General features: G+C 59.5%; 23 protein-coding genes. 18 read left to right on the top strand and 5 right to left on the bottom strand.

Features of this window, described 5'->3' with window-relative positions; genetic code table 11:
• Window positions 1-8 precede the first annotated feature (8 nt).
• Window positions 9-2,453, bottom strand: a complete 2,445-nt coding sequence (locus tag HQL98_06990) for a phosphotransferase (GenBank protein ID MBF0271789.1) — start codon at window positions 2,451-2,453, stop codon at window positions 9-11.
• Window positions 2,454-2,734: 281 nt separating this feature from the next.
• Here HQL98_06990 and HQL98_06985 point away from each other — a divergent pair, with 281 nt between their 5' ends.
• Window positions 2,735-3,160, top strand: coding sequence for an NUDIX hydrolase (locus HQL98_06985; GenBank protein MBF0271788.1), 426 nt, complete (start codon window positions 2,735-2,737; stop codon window positions 3,158-3,160).
• Window positions 3,157-4,011, top strand: coding sequence for an alpha/beta hydrolase (locus tag HQL98_06980; protein MBF0271787.1), 855 nt, complete (start codon window positions 3,157-3,159; stop codon window positions 4,009-4,011). The genes HQL98_06985 and HQL98_06980 overlap by 4 nt, the downstream gene beginning before the upstream one ends.
• A 17-nt stretch (window positions 4,012-4,028) precedes the next feature.
• Here the strand turns inward: HQL98_06980 and HQL98_06975 are convergent, their stop codons facing one another.
• Window positions 4,029-4,529, bottom strand: coding sequence for a hypothetical protein (locus HQL98_06975; protein ID MBF0271786.1), 501 nt, complete (start codon window positions 4,527-4,529; stop codon window positions 4,029-4,031).
• 77 nt (window positions 4,530-4,606) lie between these two features.
• Here HQL98_06975 and HQL98_06970 point away from each other — a divergent pair, with 77 nt between their 5' ends.
• The 8 genes from HQL98_06970 (at window position 4,607) to HQL98_06935 (ending at window position 12,314) form a co-directional block, all read left to right on the top strand.
• Window positions 4,607-5,242, top strand: a complete 636-nt coding sequence (locus HQL98_06970) for an outer membrane protein assembly factor BamE (protein MBF0271785.1) — start codon at window positions 4,607-4,609, stop codon at window positions 5,240-5,242.
• Window positions 5,239-5,943, top strand: a complete 705-nt coding sequence (locus tag HQL98_06965) for an MTAP family purine nucleoside phosphorylase (protein ID MBF0271784.1) — start codon at window positions 5,239-5,241, stop codon at window positions 5,941-5,943. Before HQL98_06970 ends, HQL98_06965 begins: the two co-directional genes overlap by 4 nt.
• A complete protein-coding gene (locus tag HQL98_06960) occupies window positions 5,940-7,202 on the top strand; it encodes an amidohydrolase (GenBank protein MBF0271783.1) in 1,263 nt (420 codons plus the stop codon). Before HQL98_06965 ends, HQL98_06960 begins: the two co-directional genes overlap by 4 nt.
• The gene (locus HQL98_06955; protein ID MBF0271782.1) at window positions 7,199-8,335 is read left to right on the top strand and encodes a CHAT domain-containing protein; all 1,137 of its coding nucleotides are present in this window, start codon (window positions 7,199-7,201) and stop codon (window positions 8,333-8,335) included. The genes HQL98_06960 and HQL98_06955 overlap by 4 nt, the downstream gene beginning before the upstream one ends.
• 84 nt (window positions 8,336-8,419) lie before the next feature.
• Window positions 8,420-9,637 carry a 6-phosphofructokinase gene (locus HQL98_06950; GenBank protein MBF0271781.1) on the top strand — a complete coding sequence of 406 codons (1,218 nt, stop codon included), beginning with the start codon at window positions 8,420-8,422 and terminating at the stop codon, window positions 9,635-9,637.
• 122 nt (window positions 9,638-9,759) lie between these two features.
• Entirely contained in the window at window positions 9,760-10,467 is a 708-nt protein-coding gene (locus HQL98_06945; GenBank protein ID MBF0271780.1) for a hypothetical protein, read from the top strand.
• A 153-nt stretch (window positions 10,468-10,620) separates the two neighbouring features.
• Window positions 10,621-11,307, top strand: a complete 687-nt coding sequence (locus HQL98_06940; protein MBF0271779.1) for a DUF3782 domain-containing protein — start codon at window positions 10,621-10,623, stop codon at window positions 11,305-11,307.
• A 35-nt stretch (window positions 11,308-11,342) separates the two neighbouring features.
• Window positions 11,343-12,314, top strand: coding sequence for a hypothetical protein (locus tag HQL98_06935; GenBank protein ID MBF0271778.1), 972 nt, complete (start codon window positions 11,343-11,345; stop codon window positions 12,312-12,314).
• A gap of 22 nt (window positions 12,315-12,336) precedes the next feature.
• Here HQL98_06935 and HQL98_06930 read toward each other — a convergent pair whose 3' ends face one another.
• Window positions 12,337-12,966, bottom strand: a complete 630-nt coding sequence (locus tag HQL98_06930) for a 7-carboxy-7-deazaguanine synthase QueE (protein ID MBF0271777.1) — start codon at window positions 12,964-12,966, stop codon at window positions 12,337-12,339.
• The gene (locus tag HQL98_06925; GenBank protein ID MBF0271776.1) at window positions 12,963-13,394 is read right to left on the bottom strand and encodes a 6-carboxytetrahydropterin synthase; all 432 of its coding nucleotides are present in this window, start codon (window positions 13,392-13,394) and stop codon (window positions 12,963-12,965) included. Before HQL98_06925 ends, HQL98_06930 begins: the two co-directional genes overlap by 4 nt.
• A gap of 108 nt (window positions 13,395-13,502) precedes the next feature.
• Between HQL98_06925 and HQL98_06920 the strand changes: the two genes are divergently transcribed.
• From HQL98_06920 to HQL98_06890, 7 genes are all read left to right on the top strand, one after another.
• Window positions 13,503-15,440, top strand: a complete 1,938-nt coding sequence (locus HQL98_06920; GenBank protein MBF0271775.1) for an ATP-dependent DNA helicase — start codon at window positions 13,503-13,505, stop codon at window positions 15,438-15,440.
• Window positions 15,437-16,153, top strand: a complete 717-nt coding sequence (tsaB, locus tag HQL98_06915) for a tRNA (adenosine(37)-N6)-threonylcarbamoyltransferase complex dimerization subunit type 1 TsaB (GenBank protein MBF0271774.1) — start codon at window positions 15,437-15,439, stop codon at window positions 16,151-16,153. The genes HQL98_06920 and tsaB overlap by 4 nt, the downstream gene beginning before the upstream one ends.
• Window positions 16,150-16,641, top strand: coding sequence for a ribosomal protein S18-alanine N-acetyltransferase (gene rimI, locus HQL98_06910; GenBank protein MBF0271773.1), 492 nt, complete (start codon window positions 16,150-16,152; stop codon window positions 16,639-16,641). Before tsaB ends, rimI begins: the two co-directional genes overlap by 4 nt.
• A gap of 100 nt (window positions 16,642-16,741) precedes the next feature.
• Entirely contained in the window at window positions 16,742-17,176 is a 435-nt protein-coding gene (locus HQL98_06905) for a CBS domain-containing protein (GenBank protein MBF0271772.1), read from the top strand.
• Between the two features lie 75 nt (window positions 17,177-17,251).
• The gene (locus HQL98_06900) at window positions 17,252-18,001 is read left to right on the top strand and encodes a hypothetical protein (protein ID MBF0271771.1); all 750 of its coding nucleotides are present in this window, start codon (window positions 17,252-17,254) and stop codon (window positions 17,999-18,001) included.
• 23 nt (window positions 18,002-18,024) lie between these two features.
• Window positions 18,025-18,510, top strand: coding sequence for a CYTH domain-containing protein (locus HQL98_06895; GenBank protein ID MBF0271770.1), 486 nt, complete (start codon window positions 18,025-18,027; stop codon window positions 18,508-18,510).
• Window positions 18,511-18,541: 31 nt separating this feature from the next.
• Entirely contained in the window at window positions 18,542-19,390 is an 849-nt protein-coding gene (locus HQL98_06890) for a symmetrical bis(5'-nucleosyl)-tetraphosphatase (GenBank protein MBF0271769.1), read from the top strand.
• Between the two features lie 27 nt (window positions 19,391-19,417).
• Here the strand turns inward: HQL98_06890 and HQL98_06885 are convergent, their stop codons facing one another.
• Window positions 19,418-19,648, bottom strand: a complete 231-nt coding sequence (locus HQL98_06885) for a hypothetical protein (GenBank protein MBF0271768.1) — start codon at window positions 19,646-19,648, stop codon at window positions 19,418-19,420.
• A gap of 34 nt (window positions 19,649-19,682) precedes the next feature.
• On the opposite strand from HQL98_06885, the gene HQL98_06880 reads away from it, so the two are divergent.
• Window positions 19,683-20,138 (top strand): cyclic nucleotide-binding domain-containing protein, encoded by a 456-nt coding sequence (locus HQL98_06880; GenBank protein ID MBF0271767.1) that lies wholly within the window; start codon window positions 19,683-19,685, stop codon window positions 20,136-20,138.
• Window positions 20,139-20,148: the final 10 nt, after the last annotated feature.

Genomic DNA, 20,148 nt, shown 5'->3' with positions numbered 1-20,148 from the left:
TCTTCCCCTCATTCTGCCGCGACGCCATCATCCCGGGTGGCCAGGAAGCCGGCGATGGCCAACGCCCGTTGCCGGCGCAACGCCTCCTTGGGTCGTTCCACCAGTACCCGCACCTCCTTGATGAACTTGATGATCCCCACCAGCAGGATCCAACGGGGCAGGGTGCGGATTTCCGCCTCGTTCAAGGGGGCGTGGGCGGCGTAGTGGGTCAGAAGCGCGTCGAAACGGGCGAAATCCGCCAGATGGATGTATTTGTCCGCCAAAGAAAACTCAAATCCTCCATCCAGCAGATCCAGCACTCTCGGACCGTGATAACAGTTGTTGAAATCAAAAAAGCAGGTCAATCCTTCCGGGGTGATGATCACGTTTTTGGGGGTGACATCCCCGTGATTATGGACCTGGTGCATTCCCTGGTGCAGAGTCTGACGGTAGGACTCGTCCAGGAAGGGTTGAACCCTCGGCGCCAGTTGTGCGAATGCGGTCTGGAGTTCCGGGGAGAGAATCGGATTGACCTGATAGGTGGCGAAATAAGGCAGCCAGATCTGACAGGACTCCTCGAAGGTGAAAGCCGCGGGCAAAGGCACGGGGTCATTGATCTGCACCCGATGCAGATGGGCCAGGGCCGCGCCGATCTTGTCCAGGGGATATTCGGGCTTGGACTGGGGAAGGCCGGGGATGCGCTCGAAGAGCAGCGCCGGATGGCCATCCACCGTGGAGGCCGAACCGGGCAGGGCCGGCAGGATGCGGGCGGTTTCCACGCCACGGGCCACCAGGGCGTGGATGAGGGCTTCTTCGTAGGCGGTGTGTTCGACGATGCGTTTGCTGTGGTAGTTGCCCGCCACCTTGAAGAGCTTGAGAATGGTTTCGTTCTCCCCCCGGAAGATCTTGTACAACAGATTTTCCGTGGAGACCCGCATGGGTTCCACCACCGCGTCCGGCATGCCGTAGCGTTCCCGCACTTGACGGGTGAGATCCTGGATGGGGCCGGAGGCGGGAACGATGCCATTCTTGAGCCGGTCGTGAACCACCTTGGCATTGAATTTTTTCAAGAAGGCGTCTTTGGCCTCCCGGTTGCCCTTGGAGGGGAAGAAAATATAGGCATCCACCAGATGCTGCATGAAGGGCAGATGGGGATGGAGGGTACTCCAGGCGGAGGTGTCCCTGGCCATGGGGATCTGGGTGATGTGGTAGACCGCGCAACCGCTGCTGGCGGACTCGGGATTGATCAATTGCCAGTTGGCCGGCAGATCCTGTTCCCGTTCGGGATGGATTTCGATCAGGATATCCACATCCGAACCCAGTTTGGCGTTGGGACCGTGGACAAAGGGCGCCAGATAATACCCCATCTCTCCCCGCAGGGCCGAGCCCATGAGATAGACCCGATTCACCGCCGCCCGGGAGGCCACTTCCGCCAGCAAGGTATCGGTCACCCGTTGTTGCAGGGCCTGTTGCGCCTCGGGGTCGAAACGGACCTTGGTGGGCTTGATGAAGGCCATGTCCAGTTTGGTGAGCAGGGCGCTCCAGGCCCGATAGAGGGTCTTGGCCGCTTCCGGTCCGGCGGAGGTGGCCGAATGGGGAAAGATCACCCGACCGCTGGCGGGAGAATAAAGCCAGAACTGGGGATCACACGCCACGTAGGCCGGTTGTCCGGCGGTCAAGGAGTGGTACAGATCCAGCACTTGACACTTGATGCGGTTCAAAAGATTGGGATCCAGACCCGCCCCGTGACGGCTCAGGAACTCCACCAGCCGTTCCGTATGGTTGAGCCCCCGCAAGGCGCGGAAGTCCAATCCGGAGCCTTTTTTCTCCCCCCGCACCAGCACCTTGAGGGGATTGCCCTGATAAAGGCTGCCTTCCGGGGTCGCCTCGTGGGTAAAACCGATCAGCTTGAAAATGTCGCGGACCTTGGGCAGATGGTGGGCTGCGACCCGCAGGCTCATGGTTTCGGCTGGGGCGTTGCCGGAGTCCAGAATGAAATCCAACTCATTGGCTTCCAGCAGTTCCAGCACTTCGGCGTAGGTGGAGGCGCACGGGGCGTCGGGATCCAACCGTTGGAACTGTCGGGCCAACTCGCGGAAATCCGCCTCGTCGATGAGAATCTTGTAGTTGCGATAGTGCAGATGATATCCGTCGCTGCACGCCTCGATGGAGACCCGTCGGGGATGATAGGTCACCTCGTGCTTGAGTTGGGATTCGGTCCAGATGCGCACGTCATCCTGATTGGCATTGGCCAGTTTGCCATCCTGATACTCCTTTTCATGGATGATCGCCTGCAACTCCGCCGATTGCTTGCGGAAGGTTTCGCTGATCTCTTCAAATTCGCTCCGGCTCAGTTCGATGCGTAGATCCCGGTAGTGGATGTGAATGTTTTCCTCCATATCGAGGAAAAGATTGCGATGTCGCGGTTTGCCGAGAATCTGGCCCCGGTACAGCACCTTCTTGATGACGCCCATGATGCAAGCTGGCTCCTGTTGGGATGCGATGGATGGTTCCACTCCCTGCCGGCAGCGTCATGACCGCTGTTGCCGGAAATCATGCAGGGGACGAAAGGTCTCATGGATCGCCATGGTAGCCATTCCGGGTCGGTTTTGTCGAGTTCATGTACATAATTTGTCGTTGCGGTGGGGCGTGTTCGGTGGCATGACAGGCGGATTGCTGCTATGGTTGTGGTGCCGGGATTTAAAAGGATCGCTTTGCGGTGGATCGGTTTTCATGTCGCTCAGGAGTCAGGGGTATGAGTCAATTTCCGGATTATTACTACAAACAGTCTGCGGTGATCCCGGTGCGGATGAATGGTGACGCCTTGCAGGTACTGATGATCTCCTCCCGCAACAAAAGCCGCTGGATCGTGCCCAAGGGAATCGTCGAGCCGGAGCTTTCCCCGGCGGATTCCGCGGCCAAGGAGGCTTTGGAGGAGGCGGGCATCGAGGGTCGGGTATGGCCGCAGTCCATCGGCGTGTTCGAGTACGAGAAATGGGGCGGCATCTGCGTGGCCGAGGTGTTTGTCATGCGGGTGGAAAAGGTGCGGGATCACTGGCTGGAAAGCTTCCGGGAACGGGTCTGGCTCTCTTTGGACGAAGCGGCCCAGCGGGTGCGGGAAGAGGCGTTGCGGGACATGATTCGGCAGGTACCGGACTTTTTGGCCCGGATGGATCCATGATCTCACGGGCTGGATCGCAACCCGGCGGGGGGGGGATGCGGCGGATTCTGGTTGGGGTCCTGCTGCTGGTCGTGCTGGGATATGGGGGGATCGCCGGATATCTTTATTTTGCCCAAAGCGGCATGGTGTTTCATCCCAAACGGGGCTTGAACGCCACCCCCGCAGACTGGGGCATGGGTTACGAAAACGCCGCTTTCGACAGCCAGGGCCAGCGCCTGCATGGGTGGTGGATTCCCGGAGAGCCACAAAAACCGGTGATTCTGTTTTTTCATGGCAACGCCAGTGTCGTATCCGGACTGCGGGCCCACGTGGAGCTGTTCCGCAGGCAGGGCTTGAGCGTTTTCCTGTTCGACTATCAAGGCTACGGCCAAAGCGAAGGAAAACCCAGCGAGGACGGACTGTACGCCGACTCCCTGTCCGCCTACGGCCACCTCACCAACAGCCTCAAGATCGATCCCAAACGCATCATCTATTTCGGGCACTCCCTGGGAGGGGGAGCGGCCACCTGGTTGGCGCTCCGTCATCCTCCCCGGGCGTTGATTCTGGAAGGCACCTTCCTGTCGGTGCCCGCCGTGGGAGAGGATCGTTATCCCTTTCTGCCCATCCGGTTGTTGAGCCGGATCCGTTTCGATAATCTGGAACGAATCCAGAAGTTGTGCCTGCCGCTGTTGATCATCCACAGCCGGGATGACGAGGTGATCGCTTCGCGTCACGGTCGGGCCTTGTTCGAGGCCGCCTGCCCCCCGCAAAAAAGCTACCTGGAGACTCACGGCCACCACAACATCAGCTTCAATCAGGGGGGGGCGCTGGCGGAAGAGGGGTTGCGGCAGTTTCTGGCGAGCGTTCCTTAGAAAAAATGAGCCGCCCCTTACTCGGAGGGCAACTCAACGGCGCTGTTTTCCACCTCGGCCAAGACGATATCGATGCGCGTGTCGGTGGGATCCGCGCCGTTCAACACATTGCGGGCCACGGCGGCCCGCAGGGCCTCCGGATCCTGTCCGTCCCAGGCCGCCAGATAGGCGTCGCGACGGCCTGTGCCTTGCAGCACCAATTTCTTCATGCGCCGTCCCATGCCCATGTCGGTCACCCCCCGACTGCGCAGACTCTCCTCGAATCCCTCATAGGTCATCTCCCACAGGGCCTGGGACAGCTCCTTGCCGTTTTCGGCATGACGCAACCGGTGCAGCATGCCGGCCACCAGCAGGATCATCACATCGAATCGTAACGGAAAATCATCCGGAATGCCCAGCCGCTCCCCGCCGGTCAGGGCCAGGGCACGGGTGGCCAGACGGTCGTAAAGCCCCATGGCCAAGGGTCGCAACCCGTGGGATTGATCTTTTTTTGTCGAACTCCGCGCAAACCACCACATGGAAACTTTGCTCCCGCCTGCGTCAATGGGTATCATGGGACGCACCCATACTACCGTTTCACCTGTCCGGGAAAACCATGAACAGACCCCATCGCTCCCCGTTGTCCCTGTCTCGTGTTGTAATCGTCGCCTTTGCCCTGGCGGGCTGTCAAGCTCAGATCCACGAAAGCGGCGTCATTTTGACCCCGGATGCCACAGCGAGAATCCAACCCGGCGTCACCACCCGCAACCAGGTGATCGAATGGCTGGGACCGCCCACGTTCGTCAATCCCTTCCATGGCAACCGCTGGCTCTACATTCAGGATCGCAAATTCAAGAACGTGCAACGCACCTTTTCCCGGGTGGCCAACCGTCTTGAAATCACCTTCGATTCCAACGGCGTGGTGCGGGATGTGCAAAAGAACTTCCAGGACAAACCCTGGGATCCCACCACCATGCCCGAAGCCAACAACGATCAGGGTTGGGTGAACTGGCTGTGGGATCGGAGTTACGCCAAACCGGCCACCAATCTTCACCCTTCGGCCCAACCGGCGAAACCGGAAACCGGATCCGAGTCTTCCTCTCTGGAGGCGAAACCGCCCCAGGCCGATGCCTCTGCCGACACTGCCAAAAAACCCTGGTGGCGTTTCTGGTCCCGTGAGCCTGCCGTGGATCCGGATACCGTTCAAACCATGCCTCCCGAAGATTCCAGCGTCCCGGACCACAAGGAATGACCACTGCCCTGATTGGCGGAACCAGCCTGCTGGAGTCCCGCCGTTTTCAGGATGCGGCCCCGCGCCGTATCCAGACCCCCTATGGAGCGGTCACGCTGCTGGAGCAAAATGGTCTGCTCTTTTTGCAGCGTCACGGCCTGGGCACCTATCTGCCCCCCCACATGATCAACCACAAGGCCAACCTCTCGGCGCTGCATCTGGCCGGAGCCAAGCGGATTCTGGCCATCAGTTCCGTGGGTAGCCTGCGTCTCGACATTCCGCCGGGCACCTTTGTGGTGCCGGATGATTTTTTGGCGCCTCACGTCAATCTGTCGTATTTCGAGGATGCCCGGGGACACCAGACTCCCGGCTTCCATGCCGAATGGCGTCAACGCATCCTGGAGGTGTGGGGCAAAACCGATCTGCCGGCACCCCGGGACAAGGGGGTCTATTGGCAAACCCAGGGACCCCGCTTTGAAACCCCGGCGGAAATCCGTATGTATCAACCCCACGCCCATGTGGTGGGCATGACCGTGGCTTCGGAATGCGTGCTGGCCGCCGATCTGGGGGTGCCCTACGCCGCCATGTGCGTGGTGGACAACTATGCCAATGGCCTGACCGAATCCCCCCTCACCTTCGCCGCCTTCAAGGAACAGGTCAAAGCCAACGAATCGCAACTGCTGCTGATTCTCGAAACCCTTCTGCTGACGCTTTCGCTATGAACCTTTTTATTCGCAACACCCGTTTGCCGGGGGCGCCGGCACCCATCGACATTCAAATCTCCCAGGGTCGCATCCAGGCCATGGGATCGGCCCTGACCCCTCTGGACCACTCGGAACTTCTCGACGCCCAGGGCATGGCCGCCACACCGGGACTGGTCAACGGCCATACCCATGCCTCCATGACCCTGTTCCGGGGTTTTGGCGACGACATGCCTTTGATGCAGTGGCTGCAAACCCGCATCTGGCCCGCCGAGGCCCGTCTGACCGCAGACGATGTTTATTGGGGAGCCAGATTGGCCTGTCTGGAGATGATCCGCTCCGGGACCGTGGCCTTCGAGGATATGTACTGGCACTTTCACGGCATGGCCAGGGCCGTGGAAGAGAGCGGTCTGAGGGCGGGAGTGGGCGCGGTGATGATCGACGTGGCCGGCGAAGATCAGGCCGCCGCCTGTCGTCGTCTGACGGAGCAGACCTTCGAGGAGTCCAGTCGCTATTCCGAACGGGTCCGTTTCACCCTCACACCCCATGCCATCTATACCGTCAGCCCCGCCAGTCTGCGCTGGACCGCGGCGTTTTCCGAACGGCATGACCTGCCGGTCCACATCCATCTTTCCGAAACCCACCACGAGGTGGAACAGTGCCTGCAACAACACGGGGTCCGTCCGGCGGTGCATCTGGATCGCCAGGGATTGTTGACCCCCCGTGTGCTGCTGGCCCACGGGGTGTGGCTGGACGACGACGAACTCGATCTGATCGCCGCCCGTGGCGCCACGCTGGTGACCAATCCGGTCTCCAACATGAAACTGGCTGTGGGGGGGGTGTTTCCCTTCGCCAAGGCGGCGGCCCGCAACATTCCGATTGCCCTGGGCAGTGACGGGGCCGCCTCCAACAACTCCTTGGACCTGTTCCAGGAGATGAAATTTCTCGCCCTGATCCAGAAACACGCCCAACACGATCCCACCGCCCTGCCGGCCCATGAAGCCTGGGAGGTGGCCACCGGTGCCAGGGCATCCCTGCTGGGTCGGTCGGGTCGTCTGGCTCCCGGGGAACGGGCCGATTTGCTGTTGCTGAAAAACGAGGATCCGGAAATGACCCCGGAACACGATCTGGTCTCCAATCTGGTCTATGCCGCCACCGGGCACGTGGTGGACACCATGATCGTGGATGGCAAGATCCTGATGAGAAACCGGATCATCCCCGGAGAAGAGGAGATCCGTCACCAGGCCCGCGCCATAGCCGCCCGGGTGTGCGCGCCGTGAATCCCGCGTTGGAATTGCGAATCGTTCGTTCCGAAGGCGGCTTTGCGACTCAATTGTCATGGCAGGGTCGTGCATGCTCGCCGCCCCGTTTGGTCACGGAAGGGGATCTGGCCACGTTGCGTCATGTGGTCGATGGGAGTCGGCAACTGCTGAAATCCCCTGGTCCGGGAATCCTGGCTACAGAAGCGATCCTGGCGGTGGGGGTCGAACTGTTTCATCTGTGGCTCGCCCCGGATTGGGACGCGGTCATGCCACAACTGCCGGCAGGCCAGTCGGTGATGCTGGCCGTGACCTCGGATGTGGCCGAACTGGTGCATCTGCCCTGGGAGGCCCTGGTGCCCCCGGAGGGTCAACCTCTGGGACTGGCGAACCGTTTCGGCGTGCAACGTCGTCCCTTTGGCCTGCCCGCCCTGAACCGCTGTCGCGCCCTTTCTCCGGGTCCATTGCGCCTGCTGTTCATGGCCTGCTCCCCGCAAGGATTTGACTGGCCCGAGGCGGTGCAGGAAGAAAACGCCTTCCGGCTTTGCCTCCCGGAGGAACGGGAACAGGATCCGGACGCACCCGCAATCGAAGCCCACATCGCGTCAGGACGGGGATGGGCAGATCTGGAACAGGCCATCCATCAATGGCAACCCCATGTGATTCATCTGTCCGGGCCGGCGTTGATCCGGGGCACCCAGGGCTTTTTTGCCTTCGAGGAGCCGGATGGTCAAGCCGACGCCCGTACTTCCGGAGAGATGGTCCGGGATCTGTTGCGTCACTCCGGGGCCGGATTGATGATCCTGTCCGGTCGTGAATCGGGCAAGGCTCCCCCCATGGCCGCCACCGGGGCCTTGGCTCAGGGGATCGTCGCCACGGGAGCGTTTTCCATGGCCCTGGCCTGGCCGGAAACCTTGCTGGCGGGAGAATCCATCCCCTTTCTGCGCGCCTTGTATCGCGAATTGGCTGCGGGCACGGCGGTGGATCGGGCCTTGACCCTCGCCCGAAGAGCCATTCTGCCGTTGACCGACTCCCTGGGGCGTCCGGGGTGGAGTCTGGCCACACTCCACGCCCGAGGGGAACAGCCGTATCTGTTTCATGCCGGTTTCCGGGTGAACCGTTGCTCAAAACCGTTGCATGACGATGAAAAATGACCAATAGTGCAGACTGGTGTCGGGGTGGACTCCGGCTCCTGTCACGGACCCTTTGAAAGAAAAGTACACGAAGGAAGGATAGCCATGAAACCCGGCAAAGTTCTGGTCGCCCAAGGCGGCGGCCCCACGGCGGTCATCAATCAATCCCTGGTGGGCGCGGTGCTGGAAGCACGCAAGTTCCCCCGCGTGGAACGGGTCTACGGCGCGCTGTACGGCGTGCGCGGGATCATCGACGAAGCCTTTCTGGATCTCACCCAGGAGACCACCCACAATCTGGAACGGGTCGCGGATACCCCCGGTTCGGCCTTGGGCTCCACCCGGGACAAGCCGGACGAAAAATATTGCGCGGAAATCCTCAAAGTCCTGATGGCTCACAATATACGCTGCTTTTTCTACATCGGCGGCAACGATTCGTCGGATACCCTGCGCATTGTCGAGGAGTTTGCCAAAAAGGCCCATTACGACCTGATCACCATCCATATTCCGAAGACCATCGACAACGATCTCATGGTCAACGACCACACCCCCGGCTATCCTTCCGCAGCCCGATTCGTGGCCAGCGCCTTCGCCGGCATCAATCTGGACAACCGGGCTTTGCCGGGAGTGTATGTGGGGGTGGTCATGGGGCGTCACGCCGGCTTTCTCACCGCCGCTTCGGCTTTGGGGCGCAAATGCCGGGATGATGGCCCGCATCTGATCTATATGCCCGAACGCAATTTCGATATGGGGCATTTTCTGGGTGAGGTCAAATCCATCTATGACAAACTGGGTCGCTGCGTGATCGCCGTCTCCGAGGGGATCCACGACGCCCAGGGCACTCCGATTCTCTCTTCCCTGCTGGCCCGTACCCTGGAAAAAGATGCCCATGGTAATGTGCAGTTGTCCGGCACCGGTGCCTTGGCCGATCTGCTCACCAACGCCATCCGCGACAATCTGGGCATCAAACGGGTGCGGGGAGATACCTTCGGCTATCTGCAACGGTCGTTTCTCGGGGTGGTCTCGGATGTAGACCAGCGCGAAGCCCGGGAAGTGGGTGAAAAAGCCTGTCAATTCGCCCTGTGGAACCATGCCTGCGGTTCGGTGACCATCCATCGCATGGGCCATTATGCGGTGGAATACCGCCTGGATCCCATGATCTCTCTGGCCGGCAAGACCCGCACCATGCCCGATATGTTCATCAATGCCCAGGGCACGGATGTCACCGACGCCTTCAAGTTCTATCTGACCCCGCTGCTCGGTTCCGGCATGCCGGATGCCTTCCGGTTGCGGGCGCCCCGGGTGCCCCGGATTCTGCCAACTTGAGCGATTCGGCCTGATGGTCTCTCCCGGACCATCGAAAGCAGGCGCGCAAAAGGATGTTTCTTGACTGGTGAAAATCGGGTATGCTGTGATTCATGAATCAGCAACAACCTGGAGTAATCGCCATGCCACAAGCCGCCACCTTTGATAGTGTCTGGGAGATGTTCCAGGCCATGGTTCGCGAGAATCGCGAACGGAGCGCCAAACTGGATCTGTTGTTTCAGGAAACTGATCGGAAAATGCAGGAGACCGACCGGCAGTTTAAGGAGACTGCCCTGCAATTCAAGGAGACCGACCGACAGTTCAAGGAGACTGCCCTGCAATTCAAGGAGACCGACCTCAAGCTCCAAGAGACCGACCGTATGATCAAGGCCACCAGCGCACAAATGAAGGAGACGGATCGCAAGCTGGACCGGTTGGGCAGTCGTCTGGGGGAGTTTGTGGAAGGCTTGGTGGCGCCAGCCTGCAAGACCCTGTTTGCGCAACGGGGGATTCCGGTCCACATGGTGAGTCGTCGGGTGGAGGCGGATCTGCCGGGTGGTCGTCATCTGGAAATCGACCTGTTCGTGGTGAATACCGATGCCGTGGTGCTGGTTGAAGTCAAAAGCAAGCTCTCCATCGAGGATGTGCGGGAACATTTGGCCCGTTTGGAGGAGTTCAAGGCGTTTCTGCCAGCCTATGCGGACAAACGGGCCATTGGCGCGGTCGCGGCCATGGTGATCGATGAGAATGTCTCCCGCTTTGCCATTCGCAAAGGATTGTTTGTGATCGAACAGTCCGGCGATACCCTGCGTTTCGCGAATGACGCGGATTTTATCCCCCGTTTTTGGTAAAGACCCTCCTTGCCCCGCGATTGCTTCGTGTCGCTTGCGGGCACCCTGAATTTTTGCCGACATCGAAAGAAGGCGCGGAAAAGGATGTTTCTTGACTGGTGAAAATCGGGTATGCTGTGATTCATGAATCCGCGACAACCCGGAGTAATCGCCATGCCACAAGCCGCCACCTTTGATAGTGTCTGGGAGATGTTTCAGGCCATGGTTCGCGAAAATCGTGAACGAAATGCCAAACTGGATCTTTTGTTTCAGGAGACCGACCGGCAGTTCAAGGAGACTGATCGGAAAATGCAGGAGACCGACCGGCAGTTCAAGGAGACTGCCCTGCAATTCAAGGAGACCGACCTTAAGCTCCAAGAGACCGACCGTATGATCAAGGCCACCAGCGCGCAAATGAAGGAGACGGATCGCAAGTTGGACCGGTTGGGCAGTCGTCTGGGGGAGTTTGTGGAAGGCTTGGTGGCGCCGGCCTGCAAGACCCTATTTGCGCAACGGGGGATTCCGGTCCACATGGTGAGCCGTCGGGTGGAGGCGGATCTGCCGGGTAGTCGTCATCTGGAAATCGACCTGTTCGTGGTGAATACCGATGCCGTGGTGCTGGTTGAAGTCAAAAGCAAGCTTTCCATCGAGGATGTGCGGGAACATTTGGCCCGTTTGGAGGAGTTCAAGGCGTTTCTGCCAGCCTATGCGGACAAACGGGCCATTGGCGCGGTGGCGGCCATGGTGATCGATGAGAATGTCTCCCGCTTTGCCATTCGCAAAGGATTGTTTGTGATCGAACAGTCCGGCGATACCTTGCGTTTCGCGAATGACGCGGACTTTATTCCCCGTTTTTGGTAGCATCTCTCCCGACATCCCCCCAGTGAGGCTCGATCATGCCCCGCGCTGATTATCGTGAATTTGATTGTCGTCGTTTACGGCTCAGACCTCTGGCGGAACGGCAACACGACATGGACCTTTCCAGTCTGCTTCCCCTTGTCCCGCGACCCGTGATCCACGATTCCTTGCGGGTGGTGGCCCGGCAGATCCTCAAGGCCCGGGAATGTGGGGCCGCCGTGGTGTTGATGCTCGGGGGACATGTGCCCCGTTCCGGGGTGCAGGCCTATCTGCTGGACTGGTTTGAACAGGGATGGATCACCGGCATGGCGGTCAACGGCGCGGTGGTGATCCACGATTTTGAGCTGGCGCTGATCGGGGCCACCACGGAAAGCGTGGCCCGTTACATTCGCGATGGCCAGTTTGGCATGTGGCAAGAGACGGGACGGTTGAACGACATCATTACCACGGCGGCCCAAAACGGTTTGGGACTGGGGGAGGCGGTGGGGCAGGAGATCGCCCAGGGTGATTATCCCTATGCCAACCGAAGTCTTTTGGCCGGGGCATGGCGTCACGGGGTGGTGGCCACGGTGCATGTGGGCATCGGCCATGACATCATCCATCCCCATGCCAACTGCGACGGCGCGGCTTATGGCCAGACCAGCCACCGGGATTTTTTGCGATTCGCCGCCCTGTTGGAGCGTCTTGAAGAGGGGGTGGTGATCAATTTCGGTAGCGCGGTCATGGCTCCGGAGGTCTATCTCAAGGCGCTGTCCATGGTGCGCAACGTGGCCGCGTCGGAAAGGCGTTCCATCTCCCGGTTCACCACTCTGGTTTGCGACTTGAAGCCTTTGCCCGCCACGGTGAACCAGGAGCCGGGCAAACAGAATCCGGACTACTATTTCCGCCCCTGGAAAACCATGCTCGCCCGGACCGTGGCGGATGGGGGCGAGGGATTTTATGTGCAGGGCCGTCACGACGAGACCATTCCCCAACTGTGGAGCGCCCTGCGGGAAGAAGCGGGAGGATGATCCTTTCCGGATCCGATTTTTTTTAGCGTGCGCCGATATACTTGTGGGTTTGCAAGGAAAGACGTAGCCGTCCTTTGGCCTGAAGGGTCAAATCCAGGCAACGGGCCACGGCCCTGGGATCCGGTGCGTCTCCCCGGGCGCGGGGCTGGACCCAGACATTGGGGTGCCGGGCGGCTTGTTCCAGGATCAGGGCCGGAGAACCCGAATCGGCCCCCAGGATGTATTTGATCTCGTTGGCGGCCTGATAAAAGGATTCCGGCAGCGGGGTTTTGGGGGAGAGGGTGAGCCAATCCACCGGGGGATCCGGCAGGGGGCCACCTTGACCACTGCTTTCCATGGCCACCCAGTAGCCGTTTTGCTGGAAGGCGGAGACCAGACCGGAGAGATCCGGCAGAGCCAGGGGTTCCCCCCCGGTCAGCACCACGTTGAACAGTCCCGGAGCCACCTGGGCCACGGCGGCGAGGATGGCTTCGCGGGTAAGCAGTTGTCGGGCATGTGGATCCCGATGCAGCGGTTCATCGCACCAGGGGCAGGAGAGGGGACATCCCCAGGCGCGCACGAAGACCATGGGACGCCCGGTCCAGCTCGCTTCTCCCTGAATCGAAACGAAAATGTCACAGATCGGATAAAGTGGGGAAGCGTCGTGATTCAAGGGGGGGCGAATCCGAGTCCAATGGCGTCTTCCCGGGTGGCTTCGGCCCAGGCCCGTTCGCTTTCCCACAGTCGCGCCCGGGCGATTCGGGTGGTTCCCAGTTCGCTCCGTCCATCCAGATGGGTCATGCACCAGCCCACGATCCAGGCCGCCACATATTCGGTGGAGTGATAGGGCAGTTCGGGAAGGGTTTCGTTGAGCAGGTAGTGATCCAGTTTTTGTTGGATCAGTTCCTGACGCACCAGACGATCGATGATGCCGAAATCCACCAAAAAGCCGGATTGCGGCTCATCCGGGGCAGGGAGTCGGGGCTGTCCGGAGAAAACCAGTTCCAGCCGATAGCCGTGACCATGCAGACGGCGGCATTTGCCGTCGTGGTGGATCAAGTGGTGGGCAGCGTCGAAAGTGAATGTGCGGGCGATTTCCATGAGAGGGGATTCTAACAAAGGAGTGGGGCGGCATCAATGCTTGCGACTTTCCCTGAATCGGGGTTACCCTGCAATCTTTATATCGACCGTCGATTTTGAGAATGCAGTATGACAACCTCGGATGTTGAAACCTTGGTGGATGGGCTGTTCGGTTCCGGCAGTCGTCTGGCCAACACGCTCCATGGATACGAAACCCGACCGGTTCAGACCCTCATGGCCCATCGGGTCGTGGAGACCGCCCGCGCCGGGGGAACCTTGATGGTGGAGGCTCCGACAGGTACCGGAAAGACCTTGGCTTATCTGCTGCCCTTGTTGAGCATGGGTCGCAAGGTGATCGTTTCCACGGCCACCAAGGCGTTGCAGGATCAGATCATGGAAAAGGATCTGGTTTTGGTGCGACAGGCGGTGGAGCATCCTTTCACCGCTACCGCCTTGAAGGGGCGGGCCAACTATTTATGCCTTTATCGCTATCGGGCGTTTCGGCATGCGGGTCTGCCGGTTCCGGAACGGGAACGGGAGTGGGCGTTGCGGTTGGAGGCCTGGGCGGAAAAAACCGAAACCGGAGAACGGGACGAGTTCCGGGATATGCCGGAGGGATTGGTGCTGTGGTCGGCCATTCACACCGGCGGGGATCATTGTCCGGGTCGCAAATGTCCGGATCACGGGGCCTGTTTTCTCAACCGTGCCCGGGAGAGGGCCAGGGCGGTGGATCTGGTGGTGGTGAATCATCATCTGTTTTTTGCCGATCTGGCGGTCAAGGAGGGGGGCTTCGGGGAGATTCTTCCGGCATACGACGCCCTGGTCTTTGACGAAGCCCACCGGATCCCGGATGTGGCCACCCGTTTTTTCGCCATTGAAATCAGCAATTACAAGCTTCGGGATCTGGTCCGGGACACCCGCCGGGAGTTCGAGGAGGTGGGAGGCGGGGATGATGCCCTGATGGGGGCATTGGCCGGCATGGAAGAGGCCACCTTCCGGTTGCGCAACGCCTTTCCCATGGAAGATCAAAGAATCGGCCTGACCCGGGAGGATCTGGATCAGGAACCGGGCCATGCCATTCACGCGGTGGAGTTGGCCTTGCACCATTTTCGAGAGGCGTTGGAATCCCATCGTGCCCGTTCGGTGGGCTTGGCGGCCTGCGGTCGGCGCGCCGAAGAGATGCAGGACGCCACCCGGTTGATTCGCGCCTTGAACGATCCGTCACGGGTTTACTGGTACGAAACCCGCAATCGGGGGATTTTTCTTTCCGCCGCGCCCCTGGAGACCGGACCGATTTTGCGGGACTTGTTGCATCCCCGGGCCAAGACCGCCATCTTTGCCTCGGCCACCTTGACCTCTTCTCCGGGACCGGAGGGTTTTGTTTTCTTTCAAGAGCAGATGGGATTCCAACCCGACGATGTGACGGTATGCTGTCTGCCCCCGGTGTTCGATTATGCGACCCGCAGCCTGTTGTATCTGCCGCGCCATTTGCCGGATCCGGTGGATCCGGGATTCGCCTCGGCGGTGGTGGCGGAAATTCTCGCTTTGTTGACGATCAGTTCGGGTCGGGCCTTGTGTCTGTTCACCAGTTTTCGCATGCTGGAACTGGTGCGGGAAGGGTTGGAGGGACGGATTCCCTATCGGGTTTTCAGTCAGGGGGATGCGGCCAAGGGGGCTTTGCTGGACGCCTTCAAGAAAGAGACCTCTTCGGTACTGCTTGGGGTGTCCAGTTTCTGGGAGGGGGTGGATGTGCCGGGGGAGACTCTTTCTTTGGTGGTGGTGGATCGATTGCCCTTCGCCTCTCCGGGTGAACCCATGGTGGCGGCCCGACAACGCTGGATGGGATTGAACGGTCGCAATGCCTTTCGCGAAATGTCGTTGCCACAGGCGATTCTCTCTTTGAAACAAGGTCTTGGACGCTTGTTGCGCACCACGGCGGATCGGGGGGTGATGGTGGTGCTGGATCCCCGTTTGACCCACAAATGGTATGGCAAATTGTTTCTGGCCGGTCTGCCGGCTGCGCCGGTCACTCATGAAATGGAGGCGGTACGCCGATTCTTCGCATGAAAATCGTGGCGATGGACAGTTCGTTTTCCAGGGGTGGGGTGGCGTTGCTCGATGGGGAGCGGGTGGTGGCCCAGGGAGGATTCGAGGGGCCGGAAGGACATGTGGCCATGCTCCCGATGGAGTTGGATCGGTTGATGCATTCGTGCGGGTGGCGGGTGGCGGATGTGGAACGGTTTGCCGTGACTCTGGGTCCAGGAACCTTTTCCGGAGCGCGCATCGCCTTGGGGATGGCCAAGGGGTTTGCCTTGGCTCTGGGCACGCCGGTGGTGGGTTTTTCCACTTTGGAAGTGGTGGCGGCGGGTGCGGGGGAACCAGGCTGGATCGTGACGATTCTCGACGCACGTCGGGGAGAGGTGTATGCTGCCGTGTATGAGAGTCATTCCTATCCGGATCCGGTGGTGCGATTGGCTCCGGGAGTGTGGAATCCGGAAGAGTTGGCCAGGGAGTTGCTTGGATTGCGGGAACAATCCGGCACCCGGTTGTGTCTGACAGGTAACGGTCTGTTTATGTACGCGGACCGGTTTCAACCCCTGTTGGATCATGGTTGCGAAATGGTCAATCCGGAACGGTGGTCGTTGGATGTGGCTTTGCTGGGAAAGATGGCTGGGCGTGTGAATCGGGAGGCGTTGCTGCCGGTGGAGGCGTTGGAGCCTCAGTATTTGCGACGGGCCGACGCCAAAGAGCCAGCCGGTGCGGGGATGGCAGGCGCATGATACGTTTTCTGCCGATGGATTCAACGGTTGTGGGTGAGGTGGCCGCTTTGGAGCAGGAGATTTCGCATGCTCCCTGGAGCGTCGAGATGTTCCTGGAGGAGATCCGTCTGGGTGGCTGGCTCAAGGTGATGATCTCCGGGGAGCGGACCCTGGCCGGCTATGCGGTGGCCCGTCCGTTGTTCGACGAATGGCATCTGTTGACCCTGGGGGTGGCCTCCGCCTTCCGGCGCCAGGGGTTGGGACGGGGATTGGTGGAGGCGTTGATTCAAGAGGTCGCTGTCAAGCCGGGACAGTGTGTGGTACTGGAGGTGCGGGTTTCCAATATGGCGGCCCGTGCGCTCTACCAGGGATTGGGTTTTGTGTCGGTGGGAGTGCGTCGGGGATACTATCGATTTGGTCCCGTGGGACCCGAGGATGCTGTGGTGATGATCCATTCCTCGGGTCTTGGAAAGGGGCAGTCGGGCAAGGAAAAAATTTTTCTTGCTTGACAAATTACAGATTATAGGAAACCCTTGGGCTCTTACCGGGAGTGTTTTCCCAGACGTTAGACACCAATCAAGGATAACGCCCATGCTCGTTCAAGACGTGATGACCCGTAACGTGCGTACCGCGAAAAGGGAAGACTCCGTCCGCTCTGTCGCGGCGATTCTTTGTACAAACAAAATCAGTGGGCTGCCCGTGGTGGAGGCAGGCAATAAACTGATCGGAATCATCTCCGAGAAAGATATCCTCAATGGCCTGTTGCCCGGCTACCGCACTTTTTTGCATGATCCCCTGAAACAAATGGACTTCGAGTCCATGGAAGAGACCTATGAGGAGATCCTCACCAAACGGGTGGAAGATTTGATGACCACACGGGTTTTTTCCGTCTCCCCCAACGATCCGATTTTGATGGCCGCCTCTCAGATGGATTTGCACCGCTTCCGTCGCATTCCGGTGGTGGAAAACGGTGACAAACTGGTGGGCATCGTCAGTCTGGGGGATATCCACAAAGCCATCTTCAAGCGGGAGTTGGACCTGTAAGCATGGAGTATTGAATCCGCTCGTCCGGCCGGTGATCGCACCGGCCGGAAGCGTCTTGCGAAAAGGAGTTCCTGGATGCAGCGTTTTGTTTTGGTCGCCGGGCCGTCGTGCATCGGCAAAGGGCCTTTGATCCGCAGCATGCGGATGTTTTATCCCGAATTGATGGCCCGGTTCAAACAATTGGTTTTGTTCAACGACCGGCCCCCGCGACCGGGCGAGGAGGAAGGCGTCGATTGTTACTTCCGGCCCCGTGGCGAAATCGAGGCGATGCGGATCAAGGATGGTTTTATCGTCGCCGACGTGCGCGGTGAGTTGCAGGCTTTGGAAGTGGCCCAGATTCAGCGGATTGTCGATGCCGGACAGATTCCCTTCTTCGAGGGCAATCCGTTTGTTCCGGGTCGCCTGCGGGAGGCGGGTTTGTTCGAGCAATATCCAGCGGTATCGATTTTTCTTTCGCCTTTGTCCCGGGAAGAGATTCTGTATATCAAATCCTTGCCCATCGGGGTGGACCTCAACAAATTCGTCTCCGAGGTGCAACGGCGCAAACTGTTGCACCGCACCGCACGCCAGAAGCTGCATTTGTCGTTGCGCGACCTGGAGGAGATTGAAAAACGGTGTTCCAGCGCCCTCACCGAAATGCGCGAAGCCTGGAAGTTCGATCATGTCATTCCGTTGCACGATGGGGAAGGCAATGACAACTGGGACGCCTATTATTATCCCATCGGCAGCGCCCGCAAGGCCATGCTCGCTTTTGCTTCCGTCTTGCGCGGGGATGATCCGCTCGTGGGCATGGACGAGGAGTGGACCGAGGATCTGCTACCCTGATCTCACAAGGAACTGAAACTGTCATGGGCAAAGAGATTGAACGCCGTTTTCTGGTCAAAGGCGATGGCTGGCGCGGACTGGGGCAGGGGGTGGAGTATCAACAGGGATTTCTGTCCACGGTCAAGGAGCGGGTGGTGCGGGTGCGCATCGCGGGGGAAAAGGCCACTTTGACCATCAAGGGAATCTCCGAGGGATATTCCAGGCTGGAGTTTGAATACGAAATCCCCAAGGCCGACGCCCGGATTTTGCTCAACTCCTTGTGCGAGCGTCCCTGGATCGAAAAAATTCGTTACCGTATTCCCATCGGGGATGTGGTGTGGGAGGTGGATGAATTTCACGGGGACAACCAGGGATTGATTATGGCCGAGGTGGAACTGGCCGATGAGAACCAGCAGGTGGCGTTGCCATCCTGGATCGGCCGGGAGGTCTCGACCGATTCACGCTATTTCAACGCCAGTCTGGTCCATACCCCCTATTCCCTCTGGGGGCACACGGAACCGATGGATTGACCCTGTTCGTCTTTCTGAAAGGGAATACCGCGTGGCCGTTTATGCCATTGGAGATGTGCATGGTTGCCTGCCGGAGTTGAAAACCCTCCTGCAGGCCGTGAATTTTCATCCCGGTCGGGACCAGTTGCGGTTTGTGGGCGATCTCATCAACCGTGGGCCTGATTCCCTGGGTACGATGCGTTTTGTCCGGGATCTGGGAGATCGGGCCATCTCCTTGATGGGCAATCACGAAGTGCGGGCCATCAGTGGGTTGAGCGGTCGTCCGGATCGTTCTTTTTCCAGACAGATGCATTTTTTCGACAAGGCCCCGGATCTGCCGGAACTTTACGCTTGGTTGCGGGGGCTGCCATTGATCCATCACGATGCCGAATTGGGCGTGCGCATGGTCCATGCCGGTTATCTGCCGGGTTGGACCCCGGAAACAGTCGAAGATTGCGCACGGCGACTGCACGCCTTGTTTCTGGATGACGCTCGCATCGGTCCGTTTTTTGCCCAATTCCCCGCGATACTGCCCGATCAGGATCCCGGCCCGGATGACGAACAGGCCCGCCTGCATTTCGTTTTGTCGGTATTGACCCGTCTACGCATTTGTCAACCGGATGGCCGTGTGGTCTGGTCGATCCCCGGAAAAAGCGGGGGGGAGGCCTTTCGATTGGAACCGAATTCCCCTTATCGTGCGTGGCATGATCTCCTGGATTGGCCGGGCCGGGAGCGACTGGTCTATGGTCACTGGGCCATCGCCGGATTGAACCGCACCGGTCGATTTTTGGGATTGGACTCGGGTTGTGTCTACGGCGGCAAACTCACGGCGGTCCGTCTGGATCATCCGGATGCTCCCATCACCCAGATTCCATGCCCCTGTTACGTCACCGCCGAATGATCCCCTTGGCCTCACAGGCCGATTTTGTTACGCTTCATCCCGCAATGCACGCTCGGATGCCTCGGCATAAAGCATCCACGCCTCCATCACCAACGCCTCGGCTTGGTCGCGCAGGGAATCGGGCAGGGCTTCGGGATTGGGGGTATCCACCGACATGGCGCCGGATCCGTCGGTGCTGGCCCGGAATTCAAGAATCAAACCGGTCGGGTTGTGTATGGCGCGGCGTTTTTCCGGAAGAACGATCCAATCGGTGTGCATGATATGGTTCCAGCGGGCAATGGAGGGTTGAACAATGGGTGCGTTGGAGTCGATCAAAAAGAGTCTCACCGGCATCGATTTTTTTCGGGATTTTACCCCCGAGGAAATGGCGCATGTCTACCATAATGGCTTTTTCAAGATTTGCCAACCTGGGGAATACATCATCTGCGAAGGGGGCATGGATCGTACCCTGTTCGTCCTGGTCACCGGTTCGGTCAAGGTGGTGAAACGGAGCAGTCCCGGGGTGGTGCTGGCCAGCTTGCACGCAGGCAGCATCTTCGGAGAGATTGCCTTCGTGGCCCGTCAGGTCCGTTCCACGGATGTGGTGGCCACACACGAGTGTTTGATCTTTCAATTGGAAGAAAAACACTTCTCCCTGCTGCCCGCGGAAATGAAGGTGAAAGTTCAGCATCAGGCGGTCAAACTGCTGTTGGAACGCCTGGAGACGATCCGGAAAATGACCGGATACGACGGGGCCATGGTGCCTTGATCCTTGACCG

Source organism: Magnetococcales bacterium (genome assembly GCA_015231755.1).
Classification (GTDB): Bacteria; Pseudomonadota; Magnetococcia; order Magnetococcales; family Magnetaquicoccaceae; genus Magnetaquiglobus.
This window is presented reverse-complemented; position numbering and strand designations above follow the sequence as displayed.

Excerpts from the sequence above, each read along its gene's own strand:
- HQL98_06990 (MBF0271789.1), bottom strand. The coding sequence starts at position 2,453 with ATGGGCGTCATCAAGAAGGTGCTGTACCGGGGCCAGATTCTCGGCAAA.
- HQL98_06985 (MBF0271788.1), top strand. The coding sequence starts at position 2,735 with ATGAGTCAATTTCCGGATTATTACTACAAACAGTCTGCGGTGATCCCG.
- HQL98_06980 (MBF0271787.1), top strand. The coding sequence starts at position 3,157 with ATGATCTCACGGGCTGGATCGCAACCCGGCGGGGGGGGGATGCGGCGG.
- HQL98_06975 (MBF0271786.1), bottom strand. The coding sequence starts at position 4,529 with ATGTGGTGGTTTGCGCGGAGTTCGACAAAAAAAGATCAATCCCACGGG.
- HQL98_06970 (MBF0271785.1), top strand. The coding sequence starts at position 4,607 with ATGAACAGACCCCATCGCTCCCCGTTGTCCCTGTCTCGTGTTGTAATC.
- HQL98_06965 (MBF0271784.1), top strand. The coding sequence starts at position 5,239 with ATGACCACTGCCCTGATTGGCGGAACCAGCCTGCTGGAGTCCCGCCGT.
- HQL98_06960 (MBF0271783.1), top strand. The coding sequence starts at position 5,940 with ATGAACCTTTTTATTCGCAACACCCGTTTGCCGGGGGCGCCGGCACCC.
- HQL98_06950 (MBF0271781.1), top strand. The coding sequence starts at position 8,420 with ATGAAACCCGGCAAAGTTCTGGTCGCCCAAGGCGGCGGCCCCACGGCG.
- HQL98_06945 (MBF0271780.1), top strand. The coding sequence starts at position 9,760 with ATGCCACAAGCCGCCACCTTTGATAGTGTCTGGGAGATGTTCCAGGCC.
- HQL98_06940 (MBF0271779.1), top strand. The coding sequence starts at position 10,621 with ATGCCACAAGCCGCCACCTTTGATAGTGTCTGGGAGATGTTTCAGGCC.
- HQL98_06935 (MBF0271778.1), top strand. The coding sequence starts at position 11,343 with ATGCCCCGCGCTGATTATCGTGAATTTGATTGTCGTCGTTTACGGCTC.
- HQL98_06925 (MBF0271776.1), bottom strand. The coding sequence starts at position 13,394 with ATGGAAATCGCCCGCACATTCACTTTCGACGCTGCCCACCACTTGATC.
- HQL98_06920 (MBF0271775.1), top strand. The coding sequence starts at position 13,503 with ATGACAACCTCGGATGTTGAAACCTTGGTGGATGGGCTGTTCGGTTCC.
- tsaB (MBF0271774.1), top strand. The coding sequence starts at position 15,437 with ATGAAAATCGTGGCGATGGACAGTTCGTTTTCCAGGGGTGGGGTGGCG.
- rimI (MBF0271773.1), top strand. The coding sequence starts at position 16,150 with ATGATACGTTTTCTGCCGATGGATTCAACGGTTGTGGGTGAGGTGGCC.
- HQL98_06905 (MBF0271772.1), top strand. The coding sequence starts at position 16,742 with ATGACCCGTAACGTGCGTACCGCGAAAAGGGAAGACTCCGTCCGCTCT.
- HQL98_06900 (MBF0271771.1), top strand. The coding sequence starts at position 17,252 with ATGCAGCGTTTTGTTTTGGTCGCCGGGCCGTCGTGCATCGGCAAAGGG.
- HQL98_06895 (MBF0271770.1), top strand. The coding sequence starts at position 18,025 with ATGGGCAAAGAGATTGAACGCCGTTTTCTGGTCAAAGGCGATGGCTGG.
- HQL98_06885 (MBF0271768.1), bottom strand. The coding sequence starts at position 19,648 with ATGCACACCGATTGGATCGTTCTTCCGGAAAAACGCCGCGCCATACAC.
- HQL98_06880 (MBF0271767.1), top strand. The coding sequence starts at position 19,683 with ATGGGTGCGTTGGAGTCGATCAAAAAGAGTCTCACCGGCATCGATTTT.